The sequence below is a fragment of the Streptomyces lacaronensis genome, from assembly GCF_047337785.1.
GTDB lineage: Bacteria > Actinomycetota > Actinomycetes > Streptomycetales > Streptomycetaceae > Streptomyces > Streptomyces lycopersici.
The window spans coordinates 4,533,861-4,557,009 of the sequence record NZ_JBLHDK010000003.1 but is presented as its reverse complement, the minus strand read 5'-3'; the positions used below and the strand labels follow the sequence as shown (position 1 = coordinate 4,557,009).

Here is a 23,149-nt window from a genome sequence, read left to right as displayed (position 1 = left end):
GAACCTGCTTTGAGCCGTGAATCTGACAGTTCGTCCTCCGGGCCCCGGGAGGGTAGCGGCGGTGCCGCCTACCCGTCGGGCACCCCGCCGTACGGATCCCGCCAGTACCCCTCGCCGAACCCCACGCAGGAGGCCCCGCAGGGCGCCGCCGAGGATGGGCAGGCGCGTGCCGCGGCCAAGCCGGAGGAGCCGAAGACCGAGACCACGCTGACGACCCGGATCAAGATCAACATTCCGGGGTCGCGGCCCATCCCGCCGGTGGTCATGCGCACGCCCGTCGCGGAGGACGGCGTGCCCGCGCCGCGCTCCGGCGGGGACGACGACGCCCCCGAGCGCACCAGCGCCCTGCCCCGGGCCGACTTCTCGCCGACCCCCGAGCGCGGTGTGCCGGCCGAGTCCGGCGGGGCCAACGAGCCCTCCGAGGGCCGGGAGAGGAAGAGCGGCAAGGGCGACGGCGAGCGGACCAGCGACTGGTTCGCGCCCCGTAAGCCCAGAAGCGGCTCGTCGGCCACCGGCAGCACCCCCAAGCCACCGGTGCCCCCGGCCCCTGACACCACGCAGGGGTTCCCGGCGCCGGACACCACCCAGGGGTTCCCCGCACCCGACACCACGCCGGGTTTCCCTTCCCCGGAGACCACGCAGGGATTCCCCTCGCCGGAGACCACTCAGGGATTCCCGGCGCCCGACACCACGCAGGGGTTCCCGGTGCCGCAGCAGGGCGGCGGCCCCGTCGCCGATCTGCCGTACTTCACCGACGCCCAGGCCCCGTCCGGCCACCCCGAGCCGACCGGACCCACCACCGGCCCGGCCACCGGCGACATGTACGTGCCGCCGTCCGGCCCCGGGGCGGGCCCGCGCGACAGCGACCTGCTGGCCCCGCCCGGACCGGGCCACGCGGGCGGCCCGTACGGCGGTGACCCGCAGACGCCTCCGGGCGGAGTGGGCCCGCTGGCCGGTGGAGGCCCGGCCGGTCAGCCGCCGACCCCGCCGGGTGGCTCGCCGCTGTCCGGCAGCCTCGGCGCCACCACCGGCGTGGGCCCGCTGACCGGGCCCGGGGCGGGGTCCGCGGACGGCCTTGGGGCCGATCCGTCCCCCTCGCTGTTCCGCGACCCCGAGCCCACGCCGACCGGCGGCGTGCCGCCGGAGCAGGTCTCCAGCGACACGCTGGTCAGCGGGGTGCCCGTGGTGCCCTCGGCCGAGGGCCGGGCCAAGCCGCCGTCCCCGCCCGTTCCGGGCGGTCCGGGGGCCTCGGCGCCCGGCGGCGACAGCGCCCCGGCGCCGTCCGCCCCGAAGGCCGGCAAGCCCAAGAAGAAGGGCCGGTCCAAGGTCGTCATGGCCGGGGGCCTGCTGTTCGTGATCGCGGGCGGGGCCTACGCGGCCGGTCTGGTGATGAACCACGCCGACGTGCCGAACGGCACCACCGTCCTCGGCGTCGACATCGGCGGCACCTCCAAGGAGGTCGCCGTCGACAAGCTGGACTCCACGCTGGGCAAGCGCACCACCGCCCCGCTGACGGTGTCGGTCGACGGCCAGGAGAAGGAGATCAAGCCCTCCGTCGCGGGCCTGGCGCTGGACACCGAGGCCACGGTCCGGGACGTCGCGGGCCGGGACTATAACCCGGTCACCGTGATCGGCTCGCTCTTCGGCGGCACCCATGAGGCCGAACCGGCGGTCACCGTCGACGAGGAGAAGCTGCGGGACGCCCTGGTGCGGCTCGCGGGCCACTCCGGCACGGCCCGCGAGGGCGGCATCAGCTTCACCTCCGGCAAGGCCGTCCCGGTGTACGGCAAGGAGGGCAAGGGGCTGGACGTGGACAAGGCGGTCAAGGCCGTCTCGGACGGGTTCCAGCTGCGCGCCGAGACCGGCCAGAACAAGGCCATCACCCTGCCGGTCACCATCAAGCGCCCCACGGTCAGCAAGGCCGAGGTGGACCGGAAGCTGAAGAGCTTCGCCGAGCCCGCGATGTCGGGGCTGGCCACGGTCCAGACGGACGCCCAGCACTCGATCCCGTTCGGTCCTGACAAGTCGCTGCCGAAGATCCTCTCCATGCGGGTGGTCGACGGCAAGCTGGTGGAGCACTACGACCTGGCCGTCCTCAAGCAGCTCTACGGCAGCACCTTCGACGGCGTCCTGCTGGAGCGGGGCGACGGCTCCAAGAAGCCCGTCACCCCGGAGGACGTGGAGTCGGCGCTGCGCCTGGCGTTGCGGGGCAAGACGCCCAGCGAGCGCATCGGCGTCATCGGCAAGGACAACTGACCGGCCCGTCGCGCACGGCCGGACGACGCGGCCCCCGCCCGGCACCGGGCGGGGGCCGCGGTATGTCCCGACCTTTTGCGCCCTAGCCTCTTCCGGGCCGCGTCACGCCCATGACATCTGTCATCTCCAGGTCACGACCGCTGACACTGCCGTGCGCGCCCCGCCCTCGGCCAGTCTTATGGCCATGACCGCGACGACCGCTGTTTCCGCCCCCGGCACCGGGGCCGCCACCACGGGCGCCCCGCCCGTGGTCCGCTTCGAGAAGGTGAACAAGGCCTACGGCAGTGTGCGGGCCGTGACCGATCTCGATCTCACCCTGTACCCGGGGGAGACCGTCGCCCTGCTGGGCCCCAATGGCGCCGGCAAGTCCTCCAGCCTCGATCTGCTGCTCGGCCTGCGCCACCCCGACTCCGGCCGGGTGGAGGTCTTCGGCACCACCCCGCGCCAGGCCATCGACCGCGGGCGGGTCGGCGCGATGCTCCAGAGCGGCTGTCTGATGGAGGAGGTGACGGTCCGCGAGCTGGTGGGGCTGGCCTGCGATCTGCACCCCAAGGGCGATCCGGTGGACGAGGTGCTGGAGCGCGCGGGGATCACCGAGATCGCCTCCCGCAAGGTGAACAAGCTCTCCGGCGGCCAGGAGCAGCGGGTGCGCTTCGCGTTCGCCACCGCCGGGGCCTCCGATCTGATCGTGCTGGACGAGCCCACGACCGGTATGGACGTCTCGTCCCGGCAGACCTTCTGGGGCGCGATGCGGGAGCAGGCGAAGCAGGGCCGCACCATCCTGTTCGCCACCCACTACCTGGAAGAGGCCGACGCCATCGCCGACCGGGTGATCGTGCTGCACCGCGGCCGGGTGCTGGCCGACGGCTCCTCCGCCGAGATCAAGGCGATGGCCGGGGCCCGCCGGATCTCCTTCGAACTGGACGGACCGGTCGACGAGGCGGCGCTGCGCGCCCTGCCCGCGCTGACCGGGATCGAGATTTCGGGGCGTACCGTACGGATACGGTCGACCGACGCGGACGCGACCGTCCACGCGGTCTACGGGCTCGGGCTCTATCCGCACGGGCTCGAGGTCACCGGCCTCGGCCTGGAGCAGGCGTTCCTCGCCATCACCGACGCCGCGGCGGCCGTTGAGGAGTCCGCACGATGAAGACGCTGGTCAAGCTGGAGATCGCGCGGACCCTGCGGAATCGCAGGTTCATGTTCTTCACGGTCATCTACCCGTCCGTGCTCTTCCTGATGATCGCGGGCAGCAGCGACGCCGACGACCGGGTGCCCGGCACCCGGCTGTCCATGCCGCTCTACTACATGGTCGCGATGGCCTCGTTCGGCGCGCTGACCGCCGTGCTGATGGGCAACAGCGAGCGGATCGCCAAGGAGCGCGAGGGCGGCTGGACCCGCCAGCTGCGGCTCACCCGGCTGCCCGGACGCGGCTATGTGGGGGCCAAGATCGCCGCGGGAGCGGTGACCACCCTGCCGTCGATCGTGATCGTCTTCGTGGTGGCCGCCGTCGCCAAGGGCGTACGGCTGGACGCGGTCTGGGAGTGGCCCGCGCTGACCGCCGCGGTCTGGGCGGGCTCCCTGGTCTTCGCCGCCCTCGGGGTGGCCATCGGATATCTGGCGAGCGGGGACGCGGTACGGCCGCTGACGATGATCATCTACTTCGGTCTGTCGATCCTCGGCGGGCTGTGGATGCCCACCACGTCGTATCCGGACTGGCTGCGGAACATCGGCGACTATCTGCCCACCCACGCCTACACCGCCCTCGGCCAGGCCATCGAGCTGGGCGGCGCCCCGCACGCCAAGGACGTGGCGCTGCTCATCGGCTACCTCGCGGTCTTCGCGGGCGGCGCGGCATGGCTGTACCGCAAGGACACCCGTAAGGCGTGAGGGACACCCGTAAGGCGTGAGGGACGCCCTAAGGCATGACCGAGGGCGTGGCCCGAGGCGTGATCCGAGGAGAGAAAACCATGGCTGACCGGGCCGAGTGGACCGACGGCGATCCGGAGGTCCGCCCCGGCGGGCGCCGCCGGCTGACCTGGTGGGCCGACGCGATGGCGTACGACGCGGAGAACGACCGGGTGGCCGCCATCGGGCAGGCCCCCGAGAACCGCAAACAGGCGCTGGTCAAGCTGATGTGGATCGGGATCTGGATGGCCTATATGGGCGCGCCGGTGAGCGATCTGGCCGATGGCAACCACACCGCCCTGGGCACCGTGTGCGGCGGGTTCGGCCTGCTGGTCTTCGTCGCCGTCTATCTGGGGCTGGTCTTCCGGCACACCGGGCGGGCGCTGAGCCGGGCCGCGGTCCTGGGGGCGCTGGGCATGATCAGCGTGCTCGCCGCCGTGCTCACCCTCACCATGGGCGACGACTGGCTGGTGCTCTCGGTCTATGTGTCCGTCGCCTTCGGGGCGGTGCTGCCGCTGCGGCTGTCGAGCTGGGCGATCCCGCTGAACACGGCGTTCATGGTGGGTATCGGGGTGCTGGTGCGCGGCTCGCACGGACTGGTGTCCGCCCTGGTCATCCCCTCGCTGCTCGGCGGCTTCGCGATGAGCGCGGTGGGACAGATGGTCCGCACCACCCGGGCGCTGCGCGCCGCCCGCGCCACCGTGGCCCAGCTCGCCGCCAACGAGGAGCGGCTGCGGCTCGCCCGCGATCTGCACGATCTGCTGGGCCACTCGCTCTCCCTGATCACGCTCAAGAGCGAGCTGGCGGGGCGGATGCTGCCCGACAAGCCCGAGCAGGCGGCGCGGCAGGTGGCCGATATCGAGCGGGTCAGCCGACAGGCGCTGGTGGACGTCCGGGAGGCGGTGAGCGGCTTTCGACGCCCCACCCTGGAGGCCGAGGTCGCCGGGGCCCGTACCGCCCTCGCCGCCGGGGGCATCGTCGCCGACCTGAGCCGGGCCGGCACCCACCACCCCGACCTTCCGCCCGACCAGGAGGGGGCGCTGGCCTGGGCGCTGCGCGAGGCGGTCACCAATGTGGTGCGGCACAGCGGGGCGCGGCGCTGTGCGGTGACCCTCGACGAGACGGGCGACGAGCTGCGCCTGACCGTCACCGACGACGGCCGCGGCGCCACCGGCCCGCACGGCAACGGGCTCACCGGGCTGGCCGAGCGGCTCCAGCTGGCCGACGGGCGCCTGGAGACCGGCCCCGGCGAGCGCGGCGGCTTCACCCTCCGGGCCCTGGTCCCGCTCTCCCGCGGCGCCCGCGTGGAGCTGCCCTCGCAGGCCGCGCCGTAGCGAAGGCCGCACCGTAGAGCAGGCGTTGCCGTGGGGAGGCGCGCCGTAGCGAAGGCGGGCAGACCGGCGGGCCCTGGCCGCCGCCGGAGCGGCTACGCTGCGGGGCGTGATCCGGGTACTGCTGGCCGAGGACCAGTCCATGGTGCGGGAGGCGCTGGCCGCGCTCCTCGGGCTCGACGACGAGATCGAGGTCGTCGCGCAGGTGGCGCGCGGCGACGAGGTCGTGGACGCCGCCCGGACCCATCGCCCCGATGTGGCGCTGCTGGACATCGAGATGCCCGGGATGAGCGGGATCGAGGCCGCCGCCGCGCTGCACCGGGCCGAGCCCGGGATCCGGATCGTGATCCTGACCACCTTCGGCCGCCCCGGCTATCTGCGCCGCGCCATGGAGTCCGGCGCCGACGCCTTCCTGGTCAAGGACGCCCCGGCGGCGCAGCTCGCGGACGCGATACGGCGGGTGCTGCGCGGGGAGCGGGTGATCGACCCCACGCTGGCCGCCGCCGCGCTCGTGGACGGGGCCAGCCCGCTGACCGCGCGGGAGCGCGAGGTGCTGCGCGCCTCGGCGGACGGCTCGACCAACGCGGAGCTGGCCGGTGCGCTGAACCTGTCGCCGGGTACGGTCCGCAACTACCTCTCCACGGCCATCCAGAAGACCGCCGCCCGCAACCGCGCCGACGCCGTCCGCATCGCCCGCGACAAGGGCTGGTTGTAGCCGGGCCCGACGGCCGCCCACGACGGCGCCGCACACGATCGACCGCGGGCCAGGCTCTTCCGGGGGTCCCCGTTTCCGGTCATGTGGCCAGGTCCAGCCATTCCCCGACGGCCAGTACGTGTGCGCGTCGTCCGGCGTGCGCGCGGAACTCCTTCTCCGGGTCGGAGACCTCGACGTAGCCCGCGATCTTGTCCGGCTGCTCCGTCGCGTAGTGCATCGGCACCGCGTACCGGGCGTCGAGGATCTCCGCCGCCGCGGCGGCCTGCCTCGGGTCCAGCGCGGCGGGCAGCGGGCTCGGCGGTTGCAGGTGCGGTGCGTCGACCACCGCGCCGTTGGCGGGCAGGAACACCGCGTCGAACGGGCTGAACCGGCGCGCGATGAGCCACCAGTAGCCGTGGAACATCGTGTCGCCGCCGTGGAAGACCCGCTGCCCGTCGGCCTGCACCACCCAGTTCAGCTGCGGGTCGCCCAGTCCGTCGACGGAGGGGACCGCGGTGACGCGGAACGGCCCGACTTCGCGGGTGGACCAGGCATCCACGACCTCGGCGGCCAGGTGGTGCCGGGCCAGCTCGTGCTCGGCCGGCAGCGTCGTCACGTTGTCCACGTCGTCGCCGTGACCGGGCGCCGGTCGCAGCACCGGGGCCCTGGGCGTCAGTGCGTCCGCGAGCGCGGACGCGTCGGTGTGGTCCCGGTGCAGGTGGGTGACCAGTGCGGCGGTGGCCTTCCCACTCGGCGCCGCCAGCCCCACGCCCGGCTTCCACCCCGTGAACAGCGGTGAGAGGTCCTGTACGTAGTCGATCACCAGTCGCTTGCCGCCTGCCTCGATCTCCAGTCCGGCCCAGCCCAGTCGTCGCACCCGCATCTCGCACTCCTTCGTCGCGGTGGTTGCCGCGGAATTTAGCGTACGGTCGTTCGGTAAATCAATAGCGAACGGACGTACGCTATTCTTGTCATATGTCACCACGACGCTCAGCGGCCGAAGCGCAGGCCACCAGGGGCCGGATCCTCGGCCGTGCCGCCGAGATCGCCTCCGAGGAAGGGCTGGACGGCATCACCATCGGCCGGCTCGCCGAGGAGCTGGGGATGAGCAAGTCCGGGGTGCACAAGCACTTCGGCACCAAGGAGACGCTGCAGATATCCACGCTGGACAAGGCGTTCGTGGACTTCTGGCACCGGGTGGTCGAGCCCGCACTGGCCGAGCCGCCGGGTCTGCGGCGGCTGCGCGCGGTGTGCGCCAATTCCGTGAGCTACCTGGAAGCGCCACTGCTGCCCGGCGGCTGCCTGATGACCGCGGCGCTCACCGAGTACGACGGCCGCCCCGGCCGGGTTCGCGACGCGGTGGCCGAGGTGTGGTCGCGCTGGCGGGAACAGCTGCGGGTGGACCTGACCGCGGCGGTGGAGAACGGCGAGCTACCCGCCGGGTTCGACATCGACCAGGTGCTGTTCGAGATCGTCGCCGCCGGACTGGCGCTGAACGCGGCCATGCAGCTCGAGCACGACCGGGCTGCCGCGGGCCGGGCCCGCCGCGCGATCGAACGGGCCTTGGACCAGTCCTGACCGCACGCCAGACCGGGCCCCTGGACTCCGGGGCCTCGGGCGCGGCCCTGCCATGCGGCGGAGCCGCGTATCGATGCGGCGGGAAGGGGCGGGAGGGGAGCAACCCGCGACAGGCGCCACCAACCGTCGGGCGCCCCCCTGGCCCAGCCCCCTGGGGTCCTTCTGACGGATCTCCGTGGAGGAAGGAGCGGCGTCAGGGGGCACCTCCCAGCGGTAGCTGGGGGAGCGTGCTCTCGGCGTGCCGCGCGGAAGCCCTCGTAGCGGAGCTACTTGGGTTTTCGCGCGGTGGGGCGAGAGGGCGTGCCGGACGCCGCGACGCCGCGGAGATCCGTCAGAAGGGCCCTAGTTCAGCATCGCGCGGGCGGCGCGGGCCTGGCGGCGTATCGTCTCGGCGGCGTCGGGCCGCACCGCCGCCACGACCTCCGCGTAGTCCTCCAGCTCCTTGGCGCCGGTCAGGAACTCACCCCGCTCCACGAGGAGTTTGGCCCGCTCGTAGCGCAGCTCGGCCGGGTGGCTGGGCAGCAGCAGGGACAGCTCCAGCGCCCAGAGCCGGACATCGGTGCGCTCGGGGCGGGCGGACGCCCAGGCGCGGATGTTGTTGAGGATCCGCAGCACGATGTCCAGCGGGCCGGCCGGGGTCAGCATCGACGACGCGAGCGGGGCGCCCGTGGCCCCCGACACCAGCGTCGCCGCGTCCTCGGCGGACAGCGGCCGCCCGCCCTCGAACGGATCGGCCAGCACATGGCCGCCGTAAGGATCGCCGAAGCCGACCACGAAGTGGCCCGGCAGCCCCACCCCGTACACCGGCGCGCCCGCCCGCCGTGCCACCTCCATCCAGACCACGGACAGCAGGATCGGCAGCCCGCGGCGGCGTCGCAGTACCTGGTGGAGGAGCGAGGACTCCAGCCGCCGGTAGTCGGCCGGGCCGCCCCGGAAGCCATGGCGCTCACCGAGGAGGCGGGCCAGCGCGGCGGCCCAGTCCTCGGGGCCGCCGGGGGAGAAGGGGAGCTGACCGGCCAGCCGGTCCAGCTCGATCTGCGCTTCGTCGATTCCGGACTCGTCCAGGCCGGGGTCGGCCTCCATGCCGACCAGCAGGCACAGCAGCGCCAGATCGGGGCGCTCTTCGCGGGCCGCGTCGGCGAACCAGCGGCGGCGGGAGACGTCGTTCATCCGTGGCATAGCCGCCTCGTACCCTGCTCAGCGCGGATCCTCCCCGGACGCGCGCCAGTGATGATAGCTGTGGTGGACGGTGAAGCCCATGCCCTCGTAGAGGGCGTGCGCCCCGCCATTGTCCGTCTCGACCTGGAGATACGCGGCCGAGGCGCCCTCGTCGAGCGCCTTGCGGGCCAGCGCCGCCATCACGGCCTTGGCCAGGCCCTGGCGCCGCCGCTCCGGGGCGACCTCCACGGCGGTGAACCCGGCCCAGCGGCCGTCCACGACACAGCGCCCGATCGCGGCCGGGGCGCCGCCCCCTGCGGCTGGGGCACCGCCCCCTGCGGCCGGGGCGCCGCCCCCTGCCGCCGCTATGGTCGCGAACCACACCGACGGGCCGCCCGACAGCACCGTCCGCGCCTCGGGCGAGGGCTCGCCGGACGACCGCTGGTAGCGGGTCAGCCAGGCGTCGTCGAGCCGGCCGGAGAGCGTCACCGCCGAGGTGTCGGCGTCCAGGTCCCCGATGGGGGCGAGTGCCGCGATCTCCATCCGCGAGGAGACCTCCCGTATCCAGCCGCGGCTCTCCAGCTCCGCCGCGAGCAGTTCCTGGGTGCCCTCGGCGCCCGTGCTGACCTGGATGTACGCGGGCAGGTCCCGAGCCGCGTACCATTCGGTCACCCGGCGCAGCGCCGCGTCGAGCCCCATCCCGGGGTCGCCGAGGGGCAGTACCGAATTGGCGCGCCGGGTGAATCCGCCGGAGGCGCGCAGCGTCCACTCACCCAGTGGTTCGCTGGTCACCGGCGGCCACGCCCGGGCGGCGACCCGGTCCAGCTCGGGCGCGCTCGTCGCCGGGCCGCGGCGGCGGGCCGGAGCGGCGGGCACCACCTTCCCCGCCACCAGGGACGACTCGGCGATCCGTACCGGCTCACCGGTACGCCGGGTGATGGAGAGCGTGCCCTCAGTCCACGATGTGAGAACGCCGACCACGTCGGTGAAGGTGGCGCCGGGCTCACGATCTTCGGTCACAAGCCTGACCGAGACGCGTTTTCCCACGTCATCCGGGGTGATCCGGACTTCGAGACGTCCGCCAGTGGTGAAATCCACAGCTCTGTCAGCCCCTCATGTGCGCTCGGTGCCCAAGAACGGAGATACTAGGTGCGGGCATCGACGACGCCGCGCTCCCGCGCGATAGCAGCCCTAACGAGGAGGAACGACAGCGTGACCTACGTCATCGCGCAGCCTTGTGTCGACCTGAAGGACAAGGCGTGCATCGAGGAGTGCCCCGTCGACTGTATCTACGAGGGCCAGCGGTCCTTGTACATTCACCCGGACGAATGCGTCGACTGCGGGGCCTGTGAGCCGGTCTGCCCGGTCGAGGCGATCTTCTACGAGGACGACACTCCCGAGGAGTGGAAGGACTACTACAAGGCGAACGTCGAGTTCTTCGACGAGCTCGGTTCGCCCGGTGGCGCGAGCAAGCTCGGCCTGATCGAGCGGGACCACCCCTTCATCGCCGCGCTTCCGCCGCAGGAGCACGACGAGTAAACCCCTGCCCCGGCGCCATCGCCCGGAAGCAGTCGGCGGTCCCGCATGGCCTTGTGGCCTGCGGGACCGGGCTGTTTCCCGGCCCTCGCCGGCGCTCCGCGGGTTTCCCCGGCGCTCCCGCGGGTTTCCCCGGGCCCCACGGCCCGGGCAGTTCAGAAGAAAGCGAGCCACCCCGTGCCACCCGTCTCCGCCCGCCTCCCGGTCTTCCCCTGGGACCGGCTCGAACCGTACAAGGCGACCGCCGCGGCCCACCCCGACGGCATTGTCGACCTCTCGGTGGGCACCCCCGTCGACCCGGTCCCCGAGCTGATCCGCGCGGCGCTCGCCGACGCCTCGGACAGCCCCGGCTATCCGACGGTCTGGGGTACGGCCGCGCTGCGCGACGCCCTCACCGGCTGGGTGGAGCGGCGGCTGGGCGCGGCCGGGGTGACCCACACCCAGGTGCTGCCGGTGGTCGGCTCCAAGGAGCTGGTGGCCTCGCTGCCGACGCAGCTGGGCCTTGGCCCCGGCGACCGGGTCGCCTTCCCGCGGCTCGCCTACCCGACGTACGAGGTGGGCGCGCGGCTGGCGGGCGCCGAGCCGGTGCCGTACGACGAGCCTACGGAGCTCGACCCGGCCGGGCTGAAGCTGCTGTGGCTCAACTCCCCGTCCAACCCCACCGGCCAGGTGCTGTCCAAGGACGAGCTGCGCACCGCGGTCGCCTGGGCCCGCGCCCACGGGGTGCTGGTGGTCAGCGACGAGTGCTATCTGGAGCTGGGCTGGGAGACCGATCCGGTCTCCGTGCTCCACCCGGAGATCTCCGGCGGCTCCTTCGAGGGGCTGGTGGCGGTCCACTCGCTCTCCAAGCGGTCCAATCTGGCGGGCTACCGGGCGGCCTTCCTCGCCGGTGACGAGGCGGTGCTCGGCGAGCTGCTGAAGATCCGCAAGCACGGCGGGATGATGGTCCCCGCACCGGTGCAGGCCGCCACGGCCGCGGCGCTCGGCGACGACAAGCATGTGACGGAGCAGCGCGAGCGCTACGAGCGGCGCCGGGCCGCGCTGCGGTCGGCGCTGGCGGGCCACGGCTTCCGCATCGAGCACAGCGAGGCGTCGCTGTACCTGTGGGCGACGCGGGACGAGCCCTGCTGGGACACCGTGGGTGCCCTGGCCGAGCTGGGCATCCTGGTGGCCCCGGGCGAGTTCTACGGCGCGGCGGGGGAGCGGCACGTCCGGGTCGCGTTCACGGCGACCGATGAGCGCGTGGAAGCGGCGGTCCGCCGGCTGGTGGGCTGAGAACCGGAAGCCGACTGGGGCCGGCGGTACGCGTACGCCTGCGGCGGGCTGCTCCCCTCCCCGCCCCTTCCCACAACCGGGGCTCCGCCCCGGACCCCGGTCCGGGCTCTGCCGCAGGGCCCTCGTAACCGGGGCTCTGCCTCGGGCCCCGGTCCGGGGCTGCGCCGCAGGTTCTGGTTCGGGCCTTCGCCTCGGGTTTCGGGTGGGGGTCTGTTTCAGGTCCTCGCAGCCGGGGCTCTGCCGCAGACCCCGGTCCGGGGCTTCGCCCCTTTCCGCGGCATCGGGATGCGGCTTCGCCGTGTGGTGGGGCTTCGTCCCGGGCTCCGGGGGTCCAGGGGCGGAGCCCCTGGTATCGGGAAGGGGCGGGGAGGGGAAAGCCTCGCCACGCGGCTCCGCCGCGTGGTCCGCCGGACACCCCGCTACGGGCTGATGGACCCGCAGGGGCCCGGGGAGTACGAGAACTCCCCGGGCCCCTGCGTACGTCCGGGCCGACGCTCAGCCGAGCAGCGGCAGGCCCTTGATCGGCAGGCCCTTGACCGGGAGGTCCGGGCCCTGCGGGGCACTGGGCGCGGGCGCCTGCGGGGCTTCGGCCGGGGCGGCCGGGGCGGCCGGAGCGGGCCGTGCGGGCCGCACCGCCTTGCCCTTGCCCTTGGCGTGGGCGCCGCCCTTGCCCTTCCCGTGCCCGAGGGCCCGGGGCTCGCCCTGACCGGCGGCCCTGGCGTGGGCGGCCCTGGCCGGTGCGCTCTTGGCGGCCTTGTGGGGCTTGGCGGCCTTCACACCCTTGGCGGGCTTGGCGGTCTGCGCAGCCTTGGTGGGCGCGGCATCAGCGGGCTTCGCGGGCTTGGCCGGGGTCACGTTCGCCGGGGTGGCCCTGCCCGGCAGGATCCCCTTGACGGTCCCGCCGGCCTTGCCGCTGACTTCACCCGCCGTGCTCCCGACCTGCTGCGAGGCGACGTCGGCCACCTCACCGACCGAGGCGGCGTCCAGCGAGGACAGCCCCAGGTTGGAGGCCTGCGGCTGGGCCGGCTCCGCCGCACTCGCGGCGCCGGCGGCACCGACCACGGGAGCCGCGGTCGCCGCGACCAGTAGCGCCGTGCGGGCGATCCGACGGGTGAGAGGGAGGGACATGGTGCTCCTTTGACGAGGGGACAATTGGCGTCTGTGTCTGGCGATTCGGACGCTGTGAATACCGCGTGAACCTCGCGAAGGTTGCGGTGCCCCAAGGCAAAGAGTTGGCAATGCGTCGCATTATCCGGTTCTGCGTGTAATACGCCCGGACTATTCCGCCGCACGCGCCGCGCAATCCACCATCAGCCGCTCTGAACTGCGGTGATTCGATGCGCTATCGCATGGTGTCGATCCGTACTTCCGCCCCCGAAATCCCCTTGGCCGGACGCCAACCCGCCCCGGAATTTCGCGCGTTCCATTCGTGCGCGCCGTAAGAGACACGTTCGATGCGCAACTCGTCCGAGTGGGCCACCGCCCAGTGCGCGATCTCCCAGCCGCGCTGCCCGGCGCGTCCCCGGGCCGCCGCCTTGGGCACCGGAACCAGCACCGTGTGCGGCGAGGGGGCGGCCTGCTGACCGCCGCCGTGCCCGGCCAGGGTCGGCCGCGCCTCCGTCTCCGGGCCGAACTCCCGCTTCAGCGCGGCCCGTACACGCACCGGATCGCCCGCCTCGCCGTCGTCGGGCGGCCCCGGGCAGCTGAGGGCCGCCCCGGAGCGCCCGGTGAGCGCGCCGGTCAGCACCACCGCTTCGGTCTCGTGCTTCGCGTACGCCTGAGGGAAGCCGCTGCGCTGCACCCGCTGCGCCGCCACGGTCAGCGGCAGCCGCGAATAGCCGGGCATCCGCACCAGGTCGTCGTAGAACTGCCCGGCGGAGTAGACCGGATCGCGGATCTGCCGCACACTTCCCCAGCCCTGGGAGGGGCGTTGCTGGAACAGCCCCTGTGAATCCCGGTCGCCGTGGCGGATGTTGCGCAGCCCCGACTCCTGGAGGGCGGTGGCCAGCGCGATGGTGACGGCTCGCTCGGGCAGTCCGCGGGAGGCGGCCACGGCCTCGATCGTGGCGGCGTTCACGGTCTGTTCGGGGGAGAGCCGCACCTGGACGCCGTTGGCCCGTACGACACAGCGCGGCGGTCCCACACCGCCCGTCACCAGCTGCGCCGCCAGATATCCGGCCAGGCCCAGCAGTACGGCACAGGCGACCGCGGCCCGCAGCAGCCGGGCGCGGTGGGAGAAGACGGACAGGGGCACGGGCCACACGGTACTGGAGCCTCACGCGGCCTGTTTCCGGTTCCCGGGCGCGGGGTGGGGAACGCCACGTTCGCGGCGGCGGCCGGGGGCAGGAGGCCGGGGAGCAGGGGCAGGGGCCGCCGGGGGCGCGGACCGACCGGCTAGGGTCGCGGGTATGGCACACCCAGCACTCGACCTGTCCCTGGACGCGGCCCGGCTCACCGCCCGGCTCGTCGACTTCCCCTCGGTCAGCGGTGAGGAGAAGGCGCTCGCCGACGCCGTGGAGCAGGCCCTGCGGGCCCTGCCCCAGCTGACCGTCGACCGGGACGGGGACGCCGTCGTGGCCCGCACGAACCTGGGCCGGGACGAGCGGGTCGTGCTGGCGGGCCATCTGGACACCGTGCCGATCGCCGACAACGTGCCCTCGCGCCTCGACGACGACGGCGTGCTGTGGGGCTGCGGCACCTCCGACATGAAGTCCGGCGTCGCCGTACAGCTGCGCATGGCCGCCACCGTGCCCGCGCCCAACCGCGACCTCACCTTCGTCTTCTACGACCACGAGGAGGTCGCCGCCGAGCTCAACGGGCTGGGGCGGCTGGCCAGGAACCACCCCGAGTGGCTGGCCGGGGACTTCGCCGTGCTGCTGGAGCCCACCGACGGCAAGGTCGAGGGCGGCTGCCAGGGCACGCTGCGGGTACGGGTGAGCACCCAGGGGCGGCGCGCCCACTCCGCGCGCAGCTGGCTCGGCGAGAACGCCATCCACAAGGCGGCGCCGATCCTGGACCGGCTGGCCGGTTATGTGCCCCGGCGGGCGGAGATCGACGGGCTCACCTACCGCGAGGGCCTCAACGCCGTGACGATCGAGGGTGGCCACGCGACCAATGTCATCCCCGACTTCTGCACGGTGACGGTGAACTTCCGTTTCGCCCCCGACCGCTCCGAGGACGAGGCGCTCGCGCACGTCCGTGAGGTCTTCACCGGCTTCGAGGTCGAGCTCACCGACAGCGCGCCCGGCGCCCTGCCCGGTCTCGCCCATCCGTCGGCCGCCGCGCTCGTGGCGACGCTCGGGGTGGAGGTCGCGCCCAAGGACGCCTGGACCGACGTGGCTCGCTTCTCGGCGCTCGGCGTGCCCGCCGTGAACTACGGACCCGGTGATCCGAAGCTGGCCCACACCCGCGAGGAGCACGTTCCGGTCGCCGCCGTCCTGGAGGCCGAGGAGCGCCTGCGGGCCTGGCTGACCAGCTAGGACGCGCCCGGCGGGCCATGACGCCTGCGGCGGGCTGCTCCCCTCCCCGCCCCTTCCCGAAACCGGGGCTTCGCCCCAGACCCCGAAACCGGGGCTTCGCCCCCGGCCCCGGACTGGGGCTTGGCTCCCGGCCCTGGATTGGGGTTTCGCCCCCGGCCTCGGAGTGGGGCTTGGGCCCCGGCCCTGGATTGGGGTTTCGCCCCCGGCCTCGGAGTGGGCTTGGGCCCCGGCCCCGTACCGGGGTTTCGCCCCCGGTCCCGGACTGGGGTTGGTCCCGGATTGGGGTTTCGCCCCCCGGTCCAGGACTGGGGCTTCGCCCCAGACCCCGCCGGGGCTTCGCCCCAGACCCCGCACCGGGGCTTCGCCCCCGGCCCCGTGCCGGGGCTTGGGCCCGGCCGCGCACCGGGGTTTCGCGCCTTCCCGGGGTATCGATATGCGGCTCCGCCGCGTGACGGACTTCGTCCGGGCCCCGGGGGTCCAGGGGCGGAGCCCCTGGTATCGGGAAGGGGCGGGGAGGGGAAAGCATCGCCGCGCGGCTCCGCCGCATGGCTCGCCGGGCGCACCCCTAGCGGTGCTAGCCGACCGTGCCCCTATGTGATCAGCGGTTCGGTGGGTGAGCGTGGCCCGGATTTCGGCTGTATGCCCCCCAAGGGGCCTACCCTGAAGCACAGATCTTTGACCAGATCTTGGTCTTGGCGAAGGGAGCACTCAGTGGGCAACGCCGAAGAAGAGCGAGCGCTGCGGGAGCAGCGTCTGGGCCCGGTCGTGCGCCGCCGCCATCAGATGCGACCCGAGACGACCGACCAGCGGCTCCTGGACACCCAGGGGGCCACCCACTGGGTGCACGAGGACCCGTTCCGGGTGATGCGCATCCAGTCGGAGTTCGTCGAGGGCTTCGGCACCCTGGCGGAGCTGGGCCGGGCGATCAGCGTGTTCGGCTCCGCCCGTACGCCCGAGGGCTCCCCGGAGTACGAGGCGGGGGTGCGGATCGGCCGGGCCCTCGCGGAGGCGGGCTTCGGGGTGATCACCGGCGGCGGCCCCGGAGCGATGGAGGCGGCCAACCGCGGTGCGACCGAGGCGGGCGGTGTCTCGGTCGGCCTGGGCATCGAGCTGCCGTACGAGCAGGGCCTGAACCCGTACGTCGACATCGGGGTCAACTTCCGCTACTTCTTCGTGCGAAAAACGATGTTCGTGAAGTACGCCCAGGGGTTCGTGGTGCTGCCCGGCGGGCTCGGCACGCTCGACGAGTGCTTCGAGGCGCTCACCCTCGTCCAGACCAAGAAGGTCACCCGCTTCCCGATCGTCCTCTTCGGCAGCGCCTACTGGAAAGGCCTCGTCGACTGGCTCACCAACACCCTCATCGCCGAGGGCAAGGCGTCCCCGCACGACCTGGACCTGTTCCACCTCACCGATGACATCGACGAGGTGATCGACCTGGTGACCAAGGAGTCCGGCCCCTGACGGCGCGCGTCTCCTCAACGGCCCACTCAGGCCAGTCCCCGGCGGGCGACCGCCGGGGGCCGGTGGCCCGCGATGGACGACACCATGTCCAACACCTGACGGGTCTCCGCCACCTCGTGCACCCGGTAGATCCGCGCCCCCAGCCAGGCCGAAACGGCGGTCGTCGCGAGCGTGCCGATCAGCCGCTCCTTGACCGGGCGGTCCAGGCTCTCCCCGACGAAGTCCTTGTTGGACAGCGAGACCAGGACCGGCCAGCCGGTCTCCGTCAGCTCGCCCAGCCGGCGCGTCGCCTCCAGTGAGTGGCGGGTGTTCTTACCGAAGTCATGGCCCGGGTCGATCATGATCCCGTCGCGCCGCACCCCCAGCTCGACGGCGCGCTCCGCGAGCTCCAGGGTGACCCGCAGGATGTCCTCCACCACATCGTCGTAGCCGATCCGGTGCGGGCGGGTGCGCGGCCGGGCCCCGCCCGCGTGGGTGCACACCAGCCCGGCGCCGTACCGGGCGGCGACCTCGGCCAGCTTGGGGTCGACCCCGCCCCAGGCGTCGTTGAGCACATCCGCGCCCGCGGCGCAGACCGCCTCGCCGACCTCATGGCGCCAGGTGTCCACGCTGATCACCACGTCCGGATGGCGCCTGCGCACCTCGGCCACGAAGCCCACCGTGCGGCGCGCCTCCTCCTCGGCACTCACCTCGTCGCCCGGACCGGCCTTGACGCCGCCGACGTCGATGATCGCGGCGCCGTCCGCGATCGCCTGCTCCACCCGGGTCAGGGCGGGCTCGTCGCGGAAGGTCGCACCCTGGTCGTAGAAGGAATCCGGCGTCCGGTTCACGATCGCCATGATCACCCGGTCGTTTTCGCCGAACTCACGTCGTCCCAGCCGCAGCATTGAACTTCCCTCACGTCTTCTTCCAGGTTGCGGGCAGCGACGATAACTGTCCGAGGGGCATGGCACGATCGGGGCAGACAGTTATCGAGGCCGACGGACACAGACTCAACCATGCATCTGACGGGGAGACGATCACCGTGTTCTTGTTCTTGCTGATCGCGCTGGTCGTTGTGGTCGGCGGGGTCACGCTCGCCGTCGTCGGCGGTGGTGACGGCCCGCTCACCGACGTGCCCCCGGACCGGCTGGACGATCCGCTGCCCGCGGACCGGCCGCTGGCGCGCGCCGATGTGGAGTCGCTGCGGCTCCCCATGACGCTGCGGGGCTACCGGATGGCGGACGTGGACGATGTGCTGGGCCGCCTCGGCGCCGAGCTCGCCGAGCGCGACGCCCGGATCGCCGAGCTGGAGACGGCGCTCGCCGGTCCGCGCCCGAAGCCGTTGTCGCCCTCCGGGCCCGGTCCCGGTCCGCTGTCGGCCCCGCAGAGCGACCATGGCTTCGGGCCGGGCGGCCTTGAGGGCCCCGGATCCGAGCGGCGCGGTTTCGAGGACGGCGGTTTCGAGGGCAGGGGCTTGGAGGACGGCGGCTTCGAGGGCAGGGGCTTCGACGCCTTCGGGCGGCGCGGCTTTGACGGAAACGGCCTCGAGGGCCGCGGTTACGAAGGGCATGGCGCATGAGCGAGCAGGGTGTGGTCGAGGGGCCGGACGGTCTGCCGCGCTGTCCCTGGGGCCTGGAGAGCGAGTCCATGGCCGACTACCGCGTCTACCACGACACGGAGTGGGGCCGCCCGGTCCACGGCGATGACGCGCTCTATGAGCGGGTCTCCCTGGAGGCGTTCCAGTCCGGGCTCTCCTGGCTGACGATCCTGCGCCGCAGGGAGGGGTTCCGGGCCGCCTTCGCCGACTTCTCGATCAAGAAGGTCGCGGAGTTCACCGAGGCCGACGAGGAGCGGCTGCTCGCCGACCCCGGCATCATCCGCAACCGCGCCAAGATCGCCGCCACGATCGCCAACGCCCGTGCCGCGGCAGCCCTGGCCCCCGGTGAGCTGAGCGAGCTGATCTGGTCCCACGCCCCGGCCTCCGACGGCCGCCCGGTCCCGCGGACCTTCGCCGATGTCCCCGCGATCACCCCGGAGTCCACGGCCCTCAGCCGCGACCTCAAGAAGCACGGCTTCCGCTTCGTCGGCCCCACCACGGCCTACGCGCTGATGCAGGCATGCGGCCTGGTCAACGACCATCTGGCCGACTGCCACGTCCGCGACGCGGTCTGAGCGCCCCGGCCCCCGGCCGCCGACGGCCGGGGCGGGGGGCCCGTCAGCGGCCGGTGAACCTCGGCTTCTCCTTGTTCACGAACGCGTTCACCGCGATGGCGTGGTCGTCCGAGGCCCCCGCGCGGCGCTGCAACTCGTCCTCCATGGCCAGGGCCTCGGTGAGGGTGTGGCCCGCGGCGAAGGCCAAGGACTCCTTGATCGCCGCATAGGCCGCGGTGGGGCCCTCGGCCAGCCGCCGGGCGACCGCCGCCGCCTCGGAGGCCAGCTCGTCGGCCGGGACCACTCGGTGGGCGATGCCCAGGTCGAGCGCCTCCTGGGCGTCGATGGTGCGCGGGAAGAGCAGCAGATCCGCCGCCCGGCCGTAGCCGATCAGCCGCTGAAGGGTCCAGGAGACCCCCGAGTCGGCGGTCAGCGCGACCCCGGCGAAGGAGGTGTTGAAGGAGGCGGTGTCGGCGACGATCCGGTAGTCGGCGGCGAAGGCGAAGCCCGCCCCGGCGCCCGCCGCGACGCCGTTGACCGCGGCGACCACCGGCTTCGGCATCCCGGCGATCGCGGTGACGATCGGGTTGTAGTGCAGCGCCACCGTGCTCATGGTCGAGCCCTCGCCGCTGCCGTCGCGGTCGGCGCCCAGCAGGCCGATGTGCTCCTTGAGGTCCTGGCCGACGCAGAAGGCGCGCGGCCCGGAGCCGGTGAGCAGCACGGCCCGTACCGCCGGGCTCTCCGCGGCCTGCAACAGCGCGTCGCGCAGCGCCTCCTTGGTGTCGATGTTCAGGGCGTTCATCGCGTCGGGACGGTTCAGCGTGATCGTGGCGAGACCCTCGGTGAGGTCGTAGAGCACGGCGTCGGCCATGGCGGTCCTCCGGCGGTGGGGCGAGGCGGGTGGGCGGCTCGGGCTGCGGCCGCACCGACGGGCCCGGAAGGGGCCCGCCGCGGCGGTCAGCGCACAGCATGCCGGAGATCATGACCGACCGACATGTGACCTGCGTCAAAGAACCGACCCTTCGTTCGGTGACGGCGGGCGTACGGTACCGCGATCCCCTCCCCGAATTGGGTGGTTTTGGGGGAACGCCTCGCACAGGCGTTGCCGACCGATGTTGGTCATCGGGTCGTGCCATGCGGGATAATGAGGGGGAAGCAACGTGTTCGATGCCGGTGACACCTGGGTTGTCGGCTGCGATGAGCTGGTTTCAGGAAGGGGAACGAGCATGGCGGCCATGAAGCCGCGGACGGGCGACGGCCCGCTCGAGGTGACCAAGGAGGGGCGGGGCATCGTCATGCGCGTTCCGCTCGAAGGCGGCGGTCGGCTCGTCGTCGAGCTGACACCGGACGAGGCCGACGCCCTCGGCGACGCCCTGAAGAAGGTTGTCGGCTGACGGCTTGCGGCCCACCATCACTCGCGCGCTGCCCCGGCGGCCGGTACGTCAGGTACCGACCGCCGGGGCAGCGCTTGTACGGGGTTCCGCCGGAGGCGGCGGACGGTCGCTTCCGGCCGTTCGGGGTGTTCCCGACCGCTCGGGGTGTTCCCGATCGTTCGGGCTGCTCCCGGCCGTTCCCGACCGTTCGGGCCGTGACGATTCAGCCCCGTCCGGCCGTGGGATTCAGCCCCGCTTGACCGCGCAGAGCAGTCCGTCGCCGACCGGCAGCAGGGACGACTGGAGCACGGTGGACTCCCGTACGGTCCGCAGCAGCTCGCGCACCCGCAGCACCTCCGTGGGCTGGGCCGCGGAGTCCACGGTCCGCCCGTTGGTGAAGACCCCCTCGAAGCAGACCAGCCCGCCGGGCCGCAGCAGCCGCAACGATTCGGCGAGGTAGTCCAGGCACTCCAGCCGGTCGCCGTCGCAGAAGACCAGGTCGTATCCGCCGTCGGCCAGCCGGGGCAGGACATCGAGGGCGCGGCCGGGGATGAAGCGCGCCCGGTTCCCGGTGAACCCGGCCGCGCGGAACGCCTGCCGGGCGAACTGCTGCATCTCCGGTTCGGTGTCCACGGTGGTCAGCACGCCGTCCGGGCGCATTCCGCGCAGCAGGTGGATCCCGGAGACGCCCGTACCGGTGCCGATCTCGGCGACGACCTTGGCGTCGGCGGTGGCAGCGAGCAGCCGCAGCGCGGCGCCGGTGCCCGCCGACACCGAGCGCAGCCCTGCTTCCCGGGCCCGGTCACGGGCCCAGTGAAGGGCTTCGTCCTCGGCGACGAACGCGTCGGCGAACGCCCAGCTCGTCTGCCGGTTGCCGGTAATGACCCTCTCCTGTCCCCGTAGTTGGCGCAACGGTGACTGTATCCGCTGCGCACGGGAACCCGCAGATGGGACCAGGCGTTGTAGAGGCCGGGGGGACCGTATGGATCACGACCAAATGCAGGTCAAAAATGCTTATCCGGAGCTAACGGGCGAGGTGGATATGGTAGGGGCTCTACTGGACACCACCAGAGCCGATAGGGGAGGTGCGGCTGCGACCGGTGACCGGAGAGTGCTGAAGCGCTTTCGCAGGTCAGTGGGCGAGCCGAAATCCGTGACCAACACCGCTGACCGTTCTCACCCCCGTAGCCCGAAGGGCACGGGAGGTGCGCCCCTCGCCGAGTCCGCCACCACCGCGACCTTCGCCACGGATGCGGACGCGGCGTGGACGCCTCCTACCTGGGAGGAGATCGTCAGCACTCACAGCGCACGGGTCTACCGCCTCGCCTACCGGCTCACCGGTAACCAGCACGATGCCGAGGATCTCACCCAGGAAGTGTTCGTCCGCGTCTTCCGCTCGCTGTCGACGTACACCCCGGGCACCTTCGAGGGCTGGCTGCACCGCATCACCACCAATCTCTTCCTCGACATGGTCCGCCGCCGGCAGCGCATCCGCTTCGACGCGCTCGGCGAGGACGCGGCGGAGCGGCTCCCCAGCCGCGAGCCCTCTCCCCAGCAGCACTTCAACGACACCCACTTCGACGCGGATGTGCAGCAGGCGCTGGACACCCTCGCCCCGGAGTTCCGCGCCGCCGTGGTGCTCTGTGACATCGAGGGGCTGTCGTACGAGGAGATCGCGGCCACCCTGGGCGTCAAGCTGGGCACCGTGCGCAGCCGCATCCACCGCGGCCGCTCGCATCTGCGCAAGGCGCTGCAGCACCGCGCCCCCGCGGCGCGGACCGGGCAGCAGCATGAGGTCGCCGCGGTGGCGCCGGGTGTCACGGCCCCCCGGCTGAGCGGGGAGGTCGGAATCGCGTGACCCGATCAGGCGGTCCGTCCCCCGCCGAGCAGCATCTCGGCGACCGCCTTGCGGCTCTGGTCGACGGTGAGCTGGGACATGACGCGCGGGAGCGCGTCCTCGCCCATCTCGCCACCTGCTGCAAGTGCAAGGCGGAGGCCGATGCTCAGCGTCGGCTGAAAAACGTGTTCGCCCAGACGGCGCCCCCGGCACCGTCGGAGGGCTTTCTGGCCCGCCTCCAGGGCCTGCCGGCCACGGGCGGCGACGACGGTATGGGTGGCTCCCCCTTCGGGGGTTCGGGCGTCTTCGGCCCGCGCGATCTGCGCGGCGGCTCGCGGGACGTGCGCGAGCTGCGCGATGTGCGGGAGCCGGAGGAGAGACGGGAGCGGGCGTTCGCCTTCGTGCCCGCGATGCCCCCGGGCACCGCGATCGCACCGGCGGCGTCGGCCCGTGCCTCGCGTCAGCGCGGCTTCCGGATCCATGAGGTCGAGCGCCCCGCCCCGCGCCGCAGGTTCGCCTTCGCGGCGGCCGGAGCGGTCTCCCTGGCGGCCTTCGCGCTCGGCGCGGCCCTGCCGCTGGACGCGGCGGTCGACCCCCCGGGCAATTCGGCCGACGGCGCGGACACCGCGGTCTCCCCGGTGGGCGACGACACCGCCGTGAACGCGGGCGTGCGGGAGCGCACCCGCCAGGAGGTGGGCCTGCTGGCCACCACGGACACCAGCACGGTCGCCCCGTCCCCGACGGCCACCCCGTACCCACCGTCCCTGCGTCAGCCCGTGGCGGCGCTGAATCCGCTGATACAGCCGATTCTGTCGGTCACGGAGCTGCTGCGGACGTCGAACTCCACGCCCCCGGCCCCCCGGCCGACCCAGCTGGAGGTCCCGTCCGGGCCCGCGTCGGGCGGCTCGCCGTACCTCGGGGTCAGCGCGCCCCCGAAGTAGCGCGGAAGCAGTACGGAAGCAGTACGACGGCGATCAGGGCGCCCAGTCTCGGGCCGTCCGTGTCTTCGCCGATCATGACGAGGTCTTTTCGTCCGCCCTGCGCGAGTGCCGACGGACCTGATTGAATCGCCTCCGGGCAGCGCGACCCGGAGGCGGCGATGTATGCCCCCGGACGGATGCAATGCTCTG

Annotated in this window: 23 protein-coding genes; 15 read left to right on the top strand and 8 right to left on the bottom strand. The window is 72.9% G+C overall.

What is annotated here, in order from left to right; genetic code table 11:
• The first annotated feature begins 9 nt into the window (after window positions 1-9).
• The 5 genes from ACMTAK_RS19200 to ACMTAK_RS19180 all read left to right on the top strand — a co-directional run bounded on the left by ACMTAK_RS19200 (window position 10) and on the right by ACMTAK_RS19180 (window position 6,210).
• Complete coding sequence (locus ACMTAK_RS19200; RefSeq protein WP_413807356.1) at window positions 10-2,256, top strand: hypothetical protein; 2,247 nt, start codon at window positions 10-12, stop codon at window positions 2,254-2,256.
• A gap of 184 nt (window positions 2,257-2,440) precedes the next feature.
• Window positions 2,441-3,406, top strand: a complete 966-nt coding sequence (locus ACMTAK_RS19195) for an ABC transporter ATP-binding protein (RefSeq protein ID WP_413807355.1) — start codon at window positions 2,441-2,443, stop codon at window positions 3,404-3,406.
• Window positions 3,403-4,146 carry an ABC transporter permease gene (locus tag ACMTAK_RS19190; protein WP_413807354.1) on the top strand — a complete coding sequence of 248 codons (744 nt, stop codon included), beginning with the start codon at window positions 3,403-3,405 and terminating at the stop codon, window positions 4,144-4,146. The genes ACMTAK_RS19195 and ACMTAK_RS19190 overlap by 4 nt, the downstream gene beginning before the upstream one ends.
• A gap of 80 nt (window positions 4,147-4,226) precedes the next feature.
• Window positions 4,227-5,498, top strand: a complete 1,272-nt coding sequence (locus ACMTAK_RS19185; protein ID WP_413807353.1) for a sensor histidine kinase — start codon at window positions 4,227-4,229, stop codon at window positions 5,496-5,498.
• A 106-nt stretch (window positions 5,499-5,604) separates the two neighbouring features.
• Window positions 5,605-6,210, top strand: a complete 606-nt coding sequence (locus ACMTAK_RS19180) for a response regulator transcription factor (protein ID WP_413807352.1) — start codon at window positions 5,605-5,607, stop codon at window positions 6,208-6,210.
• A gap of 79 nt (window positions 6,211-6,289) precedes the next feature.
• Here the strand turns inward: ACMTAK_RS19180 and ACMTAK_RS19175 are convergent, their stop codons facing one another.
• Window positions 6,290-7,072 carry an MBL fold metallo-hydrolase gene (locus tag ACMTAK_RS19175; protein WP_413807351.1) on the bottom strand — a complete coding sequence of 261 codons (783 nt, stop codon included), beginning with the start codon at window positions 7,070-7,072 and terminating at the stop codon, window positions 6,290-6,292.
• A gap of 92 nt (window positions 7,073-7,164) precedes the next feature.
• On the opposite strand from ACMTAK_RS19175, the gene ACMTAK_RS19170 reads away from it, so the two are divergent.
• Window positions 7,165-7,767 carry a TetR/AcrR family transcriptional regulator gene (locus ACMTAK_RS19170; RefSeq protein ID WP_413807350.1) on the top strand — a complete coding sequence of 201 codons (603 nt, stop codon included), beginning with the start codon at window positions 7,165-7,167 and terminating at the stop codon, window positions 7,765-7,767.
• A 342-nt stretch (window positions 7,768-8,109) separates the two neighbouring features.
• Here ACMTAK_RS19170 and ACMTAK_RS19165 read toward each other — a convergent pair whose 3' ends face one another.
• Both ACMTAK_RS19165 and ACMTAK_RS19160 read right to left on the bottom strand, forming a co-directional pair.
• Window positions 8,110-8,946: a transglutaminase-like domain-containing protein gene (locus ACMTAK_RS19165; RefSeq protein WP_413807349.1), complete on the bottom strand. Its 837-nt coding sequence runs from the start codon at window positions 8,944-8,946 to the stop codon at window positions 8,110-8,112.
• Window positions 8,947-8,964: 18 nt separating this feature from the next.
• Window positions 8,965-10,023, bottom strand: a complete 1,059-nt coding sequence (locus ACMTAK_RS19160) for a GNAT family N-acetyltransferase (protein WP_413807348.1) — start codon at window positions 10,021-10,023, stop codon at window positions 8,965-8,967.
• Between the two features lie 114 nt (window positions 10,024-10,137).
• On the opposite strand from ACMTAK_RS19160, the gene fdxA reads away from it, so the two are divergent.
• Both fdxA and dapC read left to right on the top strand, forming a co-directional pair.
• The gene (fdxA, locus tag ACMTAK_RS19155) at window positions 10,138-10,464 is read left to right on the top strand and encodes a ferredoxin (RefSeq protein ID WP_014054705.1); all 327 of its coding nucleotides are present in this window, start codon (window positions 10,138-10,140) and stop codon (window positions 10,462-10,464) included.
• Window positions 10,465-10,638: 174 nt separating this feature from the next.
• A complete protein-coding gene (gene dapC, locus ACMTAK_RS19150; RefSeq protein ID WP_413807347.1) occupies window positions 10,639-11,736 on the top strand; it encodes a succinyldiaminopimelate transaminase in 1,098 nt (365 codons plus the stop codon).
• Between the two features lie 495 nt (window positions 11,737-12,231).
• Here the strand turns inward: dapC and ACMTAK_RS19145 are convergent, their stop codons facing one another.
• Window positions 12,232-12,864: an ATP-binding protein gene (locus ACMTAK_RS19145; protein WP_413807346.1), complete on the bottom strand. Its 633-nt coding sequence runs from the start codon at window positions 12,862-12,864 to the stop codon at window positions 12,232-12,234.
• 214 nt (window positions 12,865-13,078) lie between these two features.
• A complete protein-coding gene (locus ACMTAK_RS19140; protein WP_413807345.1) occupies window positions 13,079-13,999 on the bottom strand; it encodes a hypothetical protein in 921 nt (306 codons plus the stop codon).
• A gap of 145 nt (window positions 14,000-14,144) precedes the next feature.
• Between ACMTAK_RS19140 and dapE the strand changes: the two genes are divergently transcribed.
• Both dapE and ACMTAK_RS19130 read left to right on the top strand, forming a co-directional pair.
• Entirely contained in the window at window positions 14,145-15,215 is a 1,071-nt protein-coding gene (gene dapE / locus ACMTAK_RS19135; RefSeq protein ID WP_262703588.1) for a succinyl-diaminopimelate desuccinylase, read from the top strand.
• A 711-nt stretch (window positions 15,216-15,926) separates the two neighbouring features.
• Window positions 15,927-16,676 carry an LOG family protein gene (locus ACMTAK_RS19130; protein WP_020868627.1) on the top strand — a complete coding sequence of 250 codons (750 nt, stop codon included), beginning with the start codon at window positions 15,927-15,929 and terminating at the stop codon, window positions 16,674-16,676.
• Between the two features lie 26 nt (window positions 16,677-16,702).
• On the opposite strand, the gene folP is transcribed toward ACMTAK_RS19130, so the two are convergent.
• Window positions 16,703-17,563 carry a dihydropteroate synthase gene (gene folP, locus ACMTAK_RS19125; RefSeq protein WP_413807344.1) on the bottom strand — a complete coding sequence of 287 codons (861 nt, stop codon included), beginning with the start codon at window positions 17,561-17,563 and terminating at the stop codon, window positions 16,703-16,705.
• Between the two features lie 137 nt (window positions 17,564-17,700).
• On the opposite strand from folP, the gene ACMTAK_RS19120 reads away from it, so the two are divergent.
• Window positions 17,701-18,237: a DivIVA domain-containing protein gene (locus ACMTAK_RS19120; protein ID WP_413807343.1), complete on the top strand. Its 537-nt coding sequence runs from the start codon at window positions 17,701-17,703 to the stop codon at window positions 18,235-18,237.
• Entirely contained in the window at window positions 18,234-18,830 is a 597-nt protein-coding gene (locus ACMTAK_RS19115) for a DNA-3-methyladenine glycosylase I (protein WP_413807342.1), read from the top strand. Before ACMTAK_RS19120 ends, ACMTAK_RS19115 begins: the two co-directional genes overlap by 4 nt.
• Before the next feature lie 43 nt (window positions 18,831-18,873).
• Here ACMTAK_RS19115 and chcB read toward each other — a convergent pair whose 3' ends face one another.
• Window positions 18,874-19,680 (bottom strand): 2-cyclohexenylcarbonyl CoA isomerase, encoded by an 807-nt coding sequence (gene chcB, locus ACMTAK_RS19110; RefSeq protein ID WP_413807341.1) that lies wholly within the window; start codon window positions 19,678-19,680, stop codon window positions 18,874-18,876.
• 355 nt (window positions 19,681-20,035) lie between these two features.
• Between chcB and ACMTAK_RS19105 the strand changes: the two genes are divergently transcribed.
• Window positions 20,036-20,203: a DUF3117 domain-containing protein gene (locus ACMTAK_RS19105; protein ID WP_003966491.1), complete on the top strand. Its 168-nt coding sequence runs from the start codon at window positions 20,036-20,038 to the stop codon at window positions 20,201-20,203.
• A 225-nt stretch (window positions 20,204-20,428) separates the two neighbouring features.
• Here the strand turns inward: ACMTAK_RS19105 and ACMTAK_RS19100 are convergent, their stop codons facing one another.
• Window positions 20,429-21,094: an O-methyltransferase gene (locus ACMTAK_RS19100; protein WP_137979415.1), complete on the bottom strand. Its 666-nt coding sequence runs from the start codon at window positions 21,092-21,094 to the stop codon at window positions 20,429-20,431.
• A 130-nt stretch (window positions 21,095-21,224) separates the two neighbouring features.
• Here ACMTAK_RS19100 and sigE point away from each other — a divergent pair, with 130 nt between their 5' ends.
• Both sigE and ACMTAK_RS19090 read left to right on the top strand, forming a co-directional pair.
• Window positions 21,225-22,040: an RNA polymerase sigma factor SigE gene (gene sigE, locus ACMTAK_RS19095; RefSeq protein WP_413807340.1), complete on the top strand. Its 816-nt coding sequence runs from the start codon at window positions 21,225-21,227 to the stop codon at window positions 22,038-22,040.
• Complete coding sequence (locus ACMTAK_RS19090) at window positions 22,037-22,960, top strand: anti-sigma factor family protein (protein ID WP_413807339.1); 924 nt, start codon at window positions 22,037-22,039, stop codon at window positions 22,958-22,960. The genes sigE and ACMTAK_RS19090 overlap by 4 nt, the downstream gene beginning before the upstream one ends.
• Window positions 22,961-23,149 lie beyond the last annotated feature (189 nt).

Excerpts from the sequence above, each read along its gene's own strand:
- ACMTAK_RS19195 (WP_413807355.1), top strand. The coding sequence starts at position 2,441 with ATGACCGCGACGACCGCTGTTTCCGCCCCCGGCACCGGGGCCGCCACC.
- ACMTAK_RS19190 (WP_413807354.1), top strand. The coding sequence starts at position 3,403 with ATGAAGACGCTGGTCAAGCTGGAGATCGCGCGGACCCTGCGGAATCGC.
- ACMTAK_RS19185 (WP_413807353.1), top strand. The coding sequence starts at position 4,227 with ATGGCTGACCGGGCCGAGTGGACCGACGGCGATCCGGAGGTCCGCCCC.
- ACMTAK_RS19175 (WP_413807351.1), bottom strand. The coding sequence starts at position 7,072 with ATGCGGGTGCGACGACTGGGCTGGGCCGGACTGGAGATCGAGGCAGGC.
- ACMTAK_RS19170 (WP_413807350.1), top strand. The coding sequence starts at position 7,165 with ATGTCACCACGACGCTCAGCGGCCGAAGCGCAGGCCACCAGGGGCCGG.
- ACMTAK_RS19165 (WP_413807349.1), bottom strand. The coding sequence starts at position 8,946 with ATGCCACGGATGAACGACGTCTCCCGCCGCCGCTGGTTCGCCGACGCG.
- ACMTAK_RS19145 (WP_413807346.1), bottom strand. The coding sequence starts at position 12,864 with ATGTCCCTCCCTCTCACCCGTCGGATCGCCCGCACGGCGCTACTGGTC.
- dapE (WP_262703588.1), top strand. The coding sequence starts at position 14,145 with ATGGCACACCCAGCACTCGACCTGTCCCTGGACGCGGCCCGGCTCACC.
- folP (WP_413807344.1), bottom strand. The coding sequence starts at position 17,563 with ATGCTGCGGCTGGGACGACGTGAGTTCGGCGAAAACGACCGGGTGATC.
- ACMTAK_RS19115 (WP_413807342.1), top strand. The coding sequence starts at position 18,234 with ATGAGCGAGCAGGGTGTGGTCGAGGGGCCGGACGGTCTGCCGCGCTGT.
- chcB (WP_413807341.1), bottom strand. The coding sequence starts at position 19,680 with ATGGCCGACGCCGTGCTCTACGACCTCACCGAGGGTCTCGCCACGATC.
- ACMTAK_RS19105 (WP_003966491.1), top strand. The coding sequence starts at position 20,036 with ATGGCGGCCATGAAGCCGCGGACGGGCGACGGCCCGCTCGAGGTGACC.
- sigE (WP_413807340.1), top strand. The coding sequence starts at position 21,225 with ATGGTAGGGGCTCTACTGGACACCACCAGAGCCGATAGGGGAGGTGCG.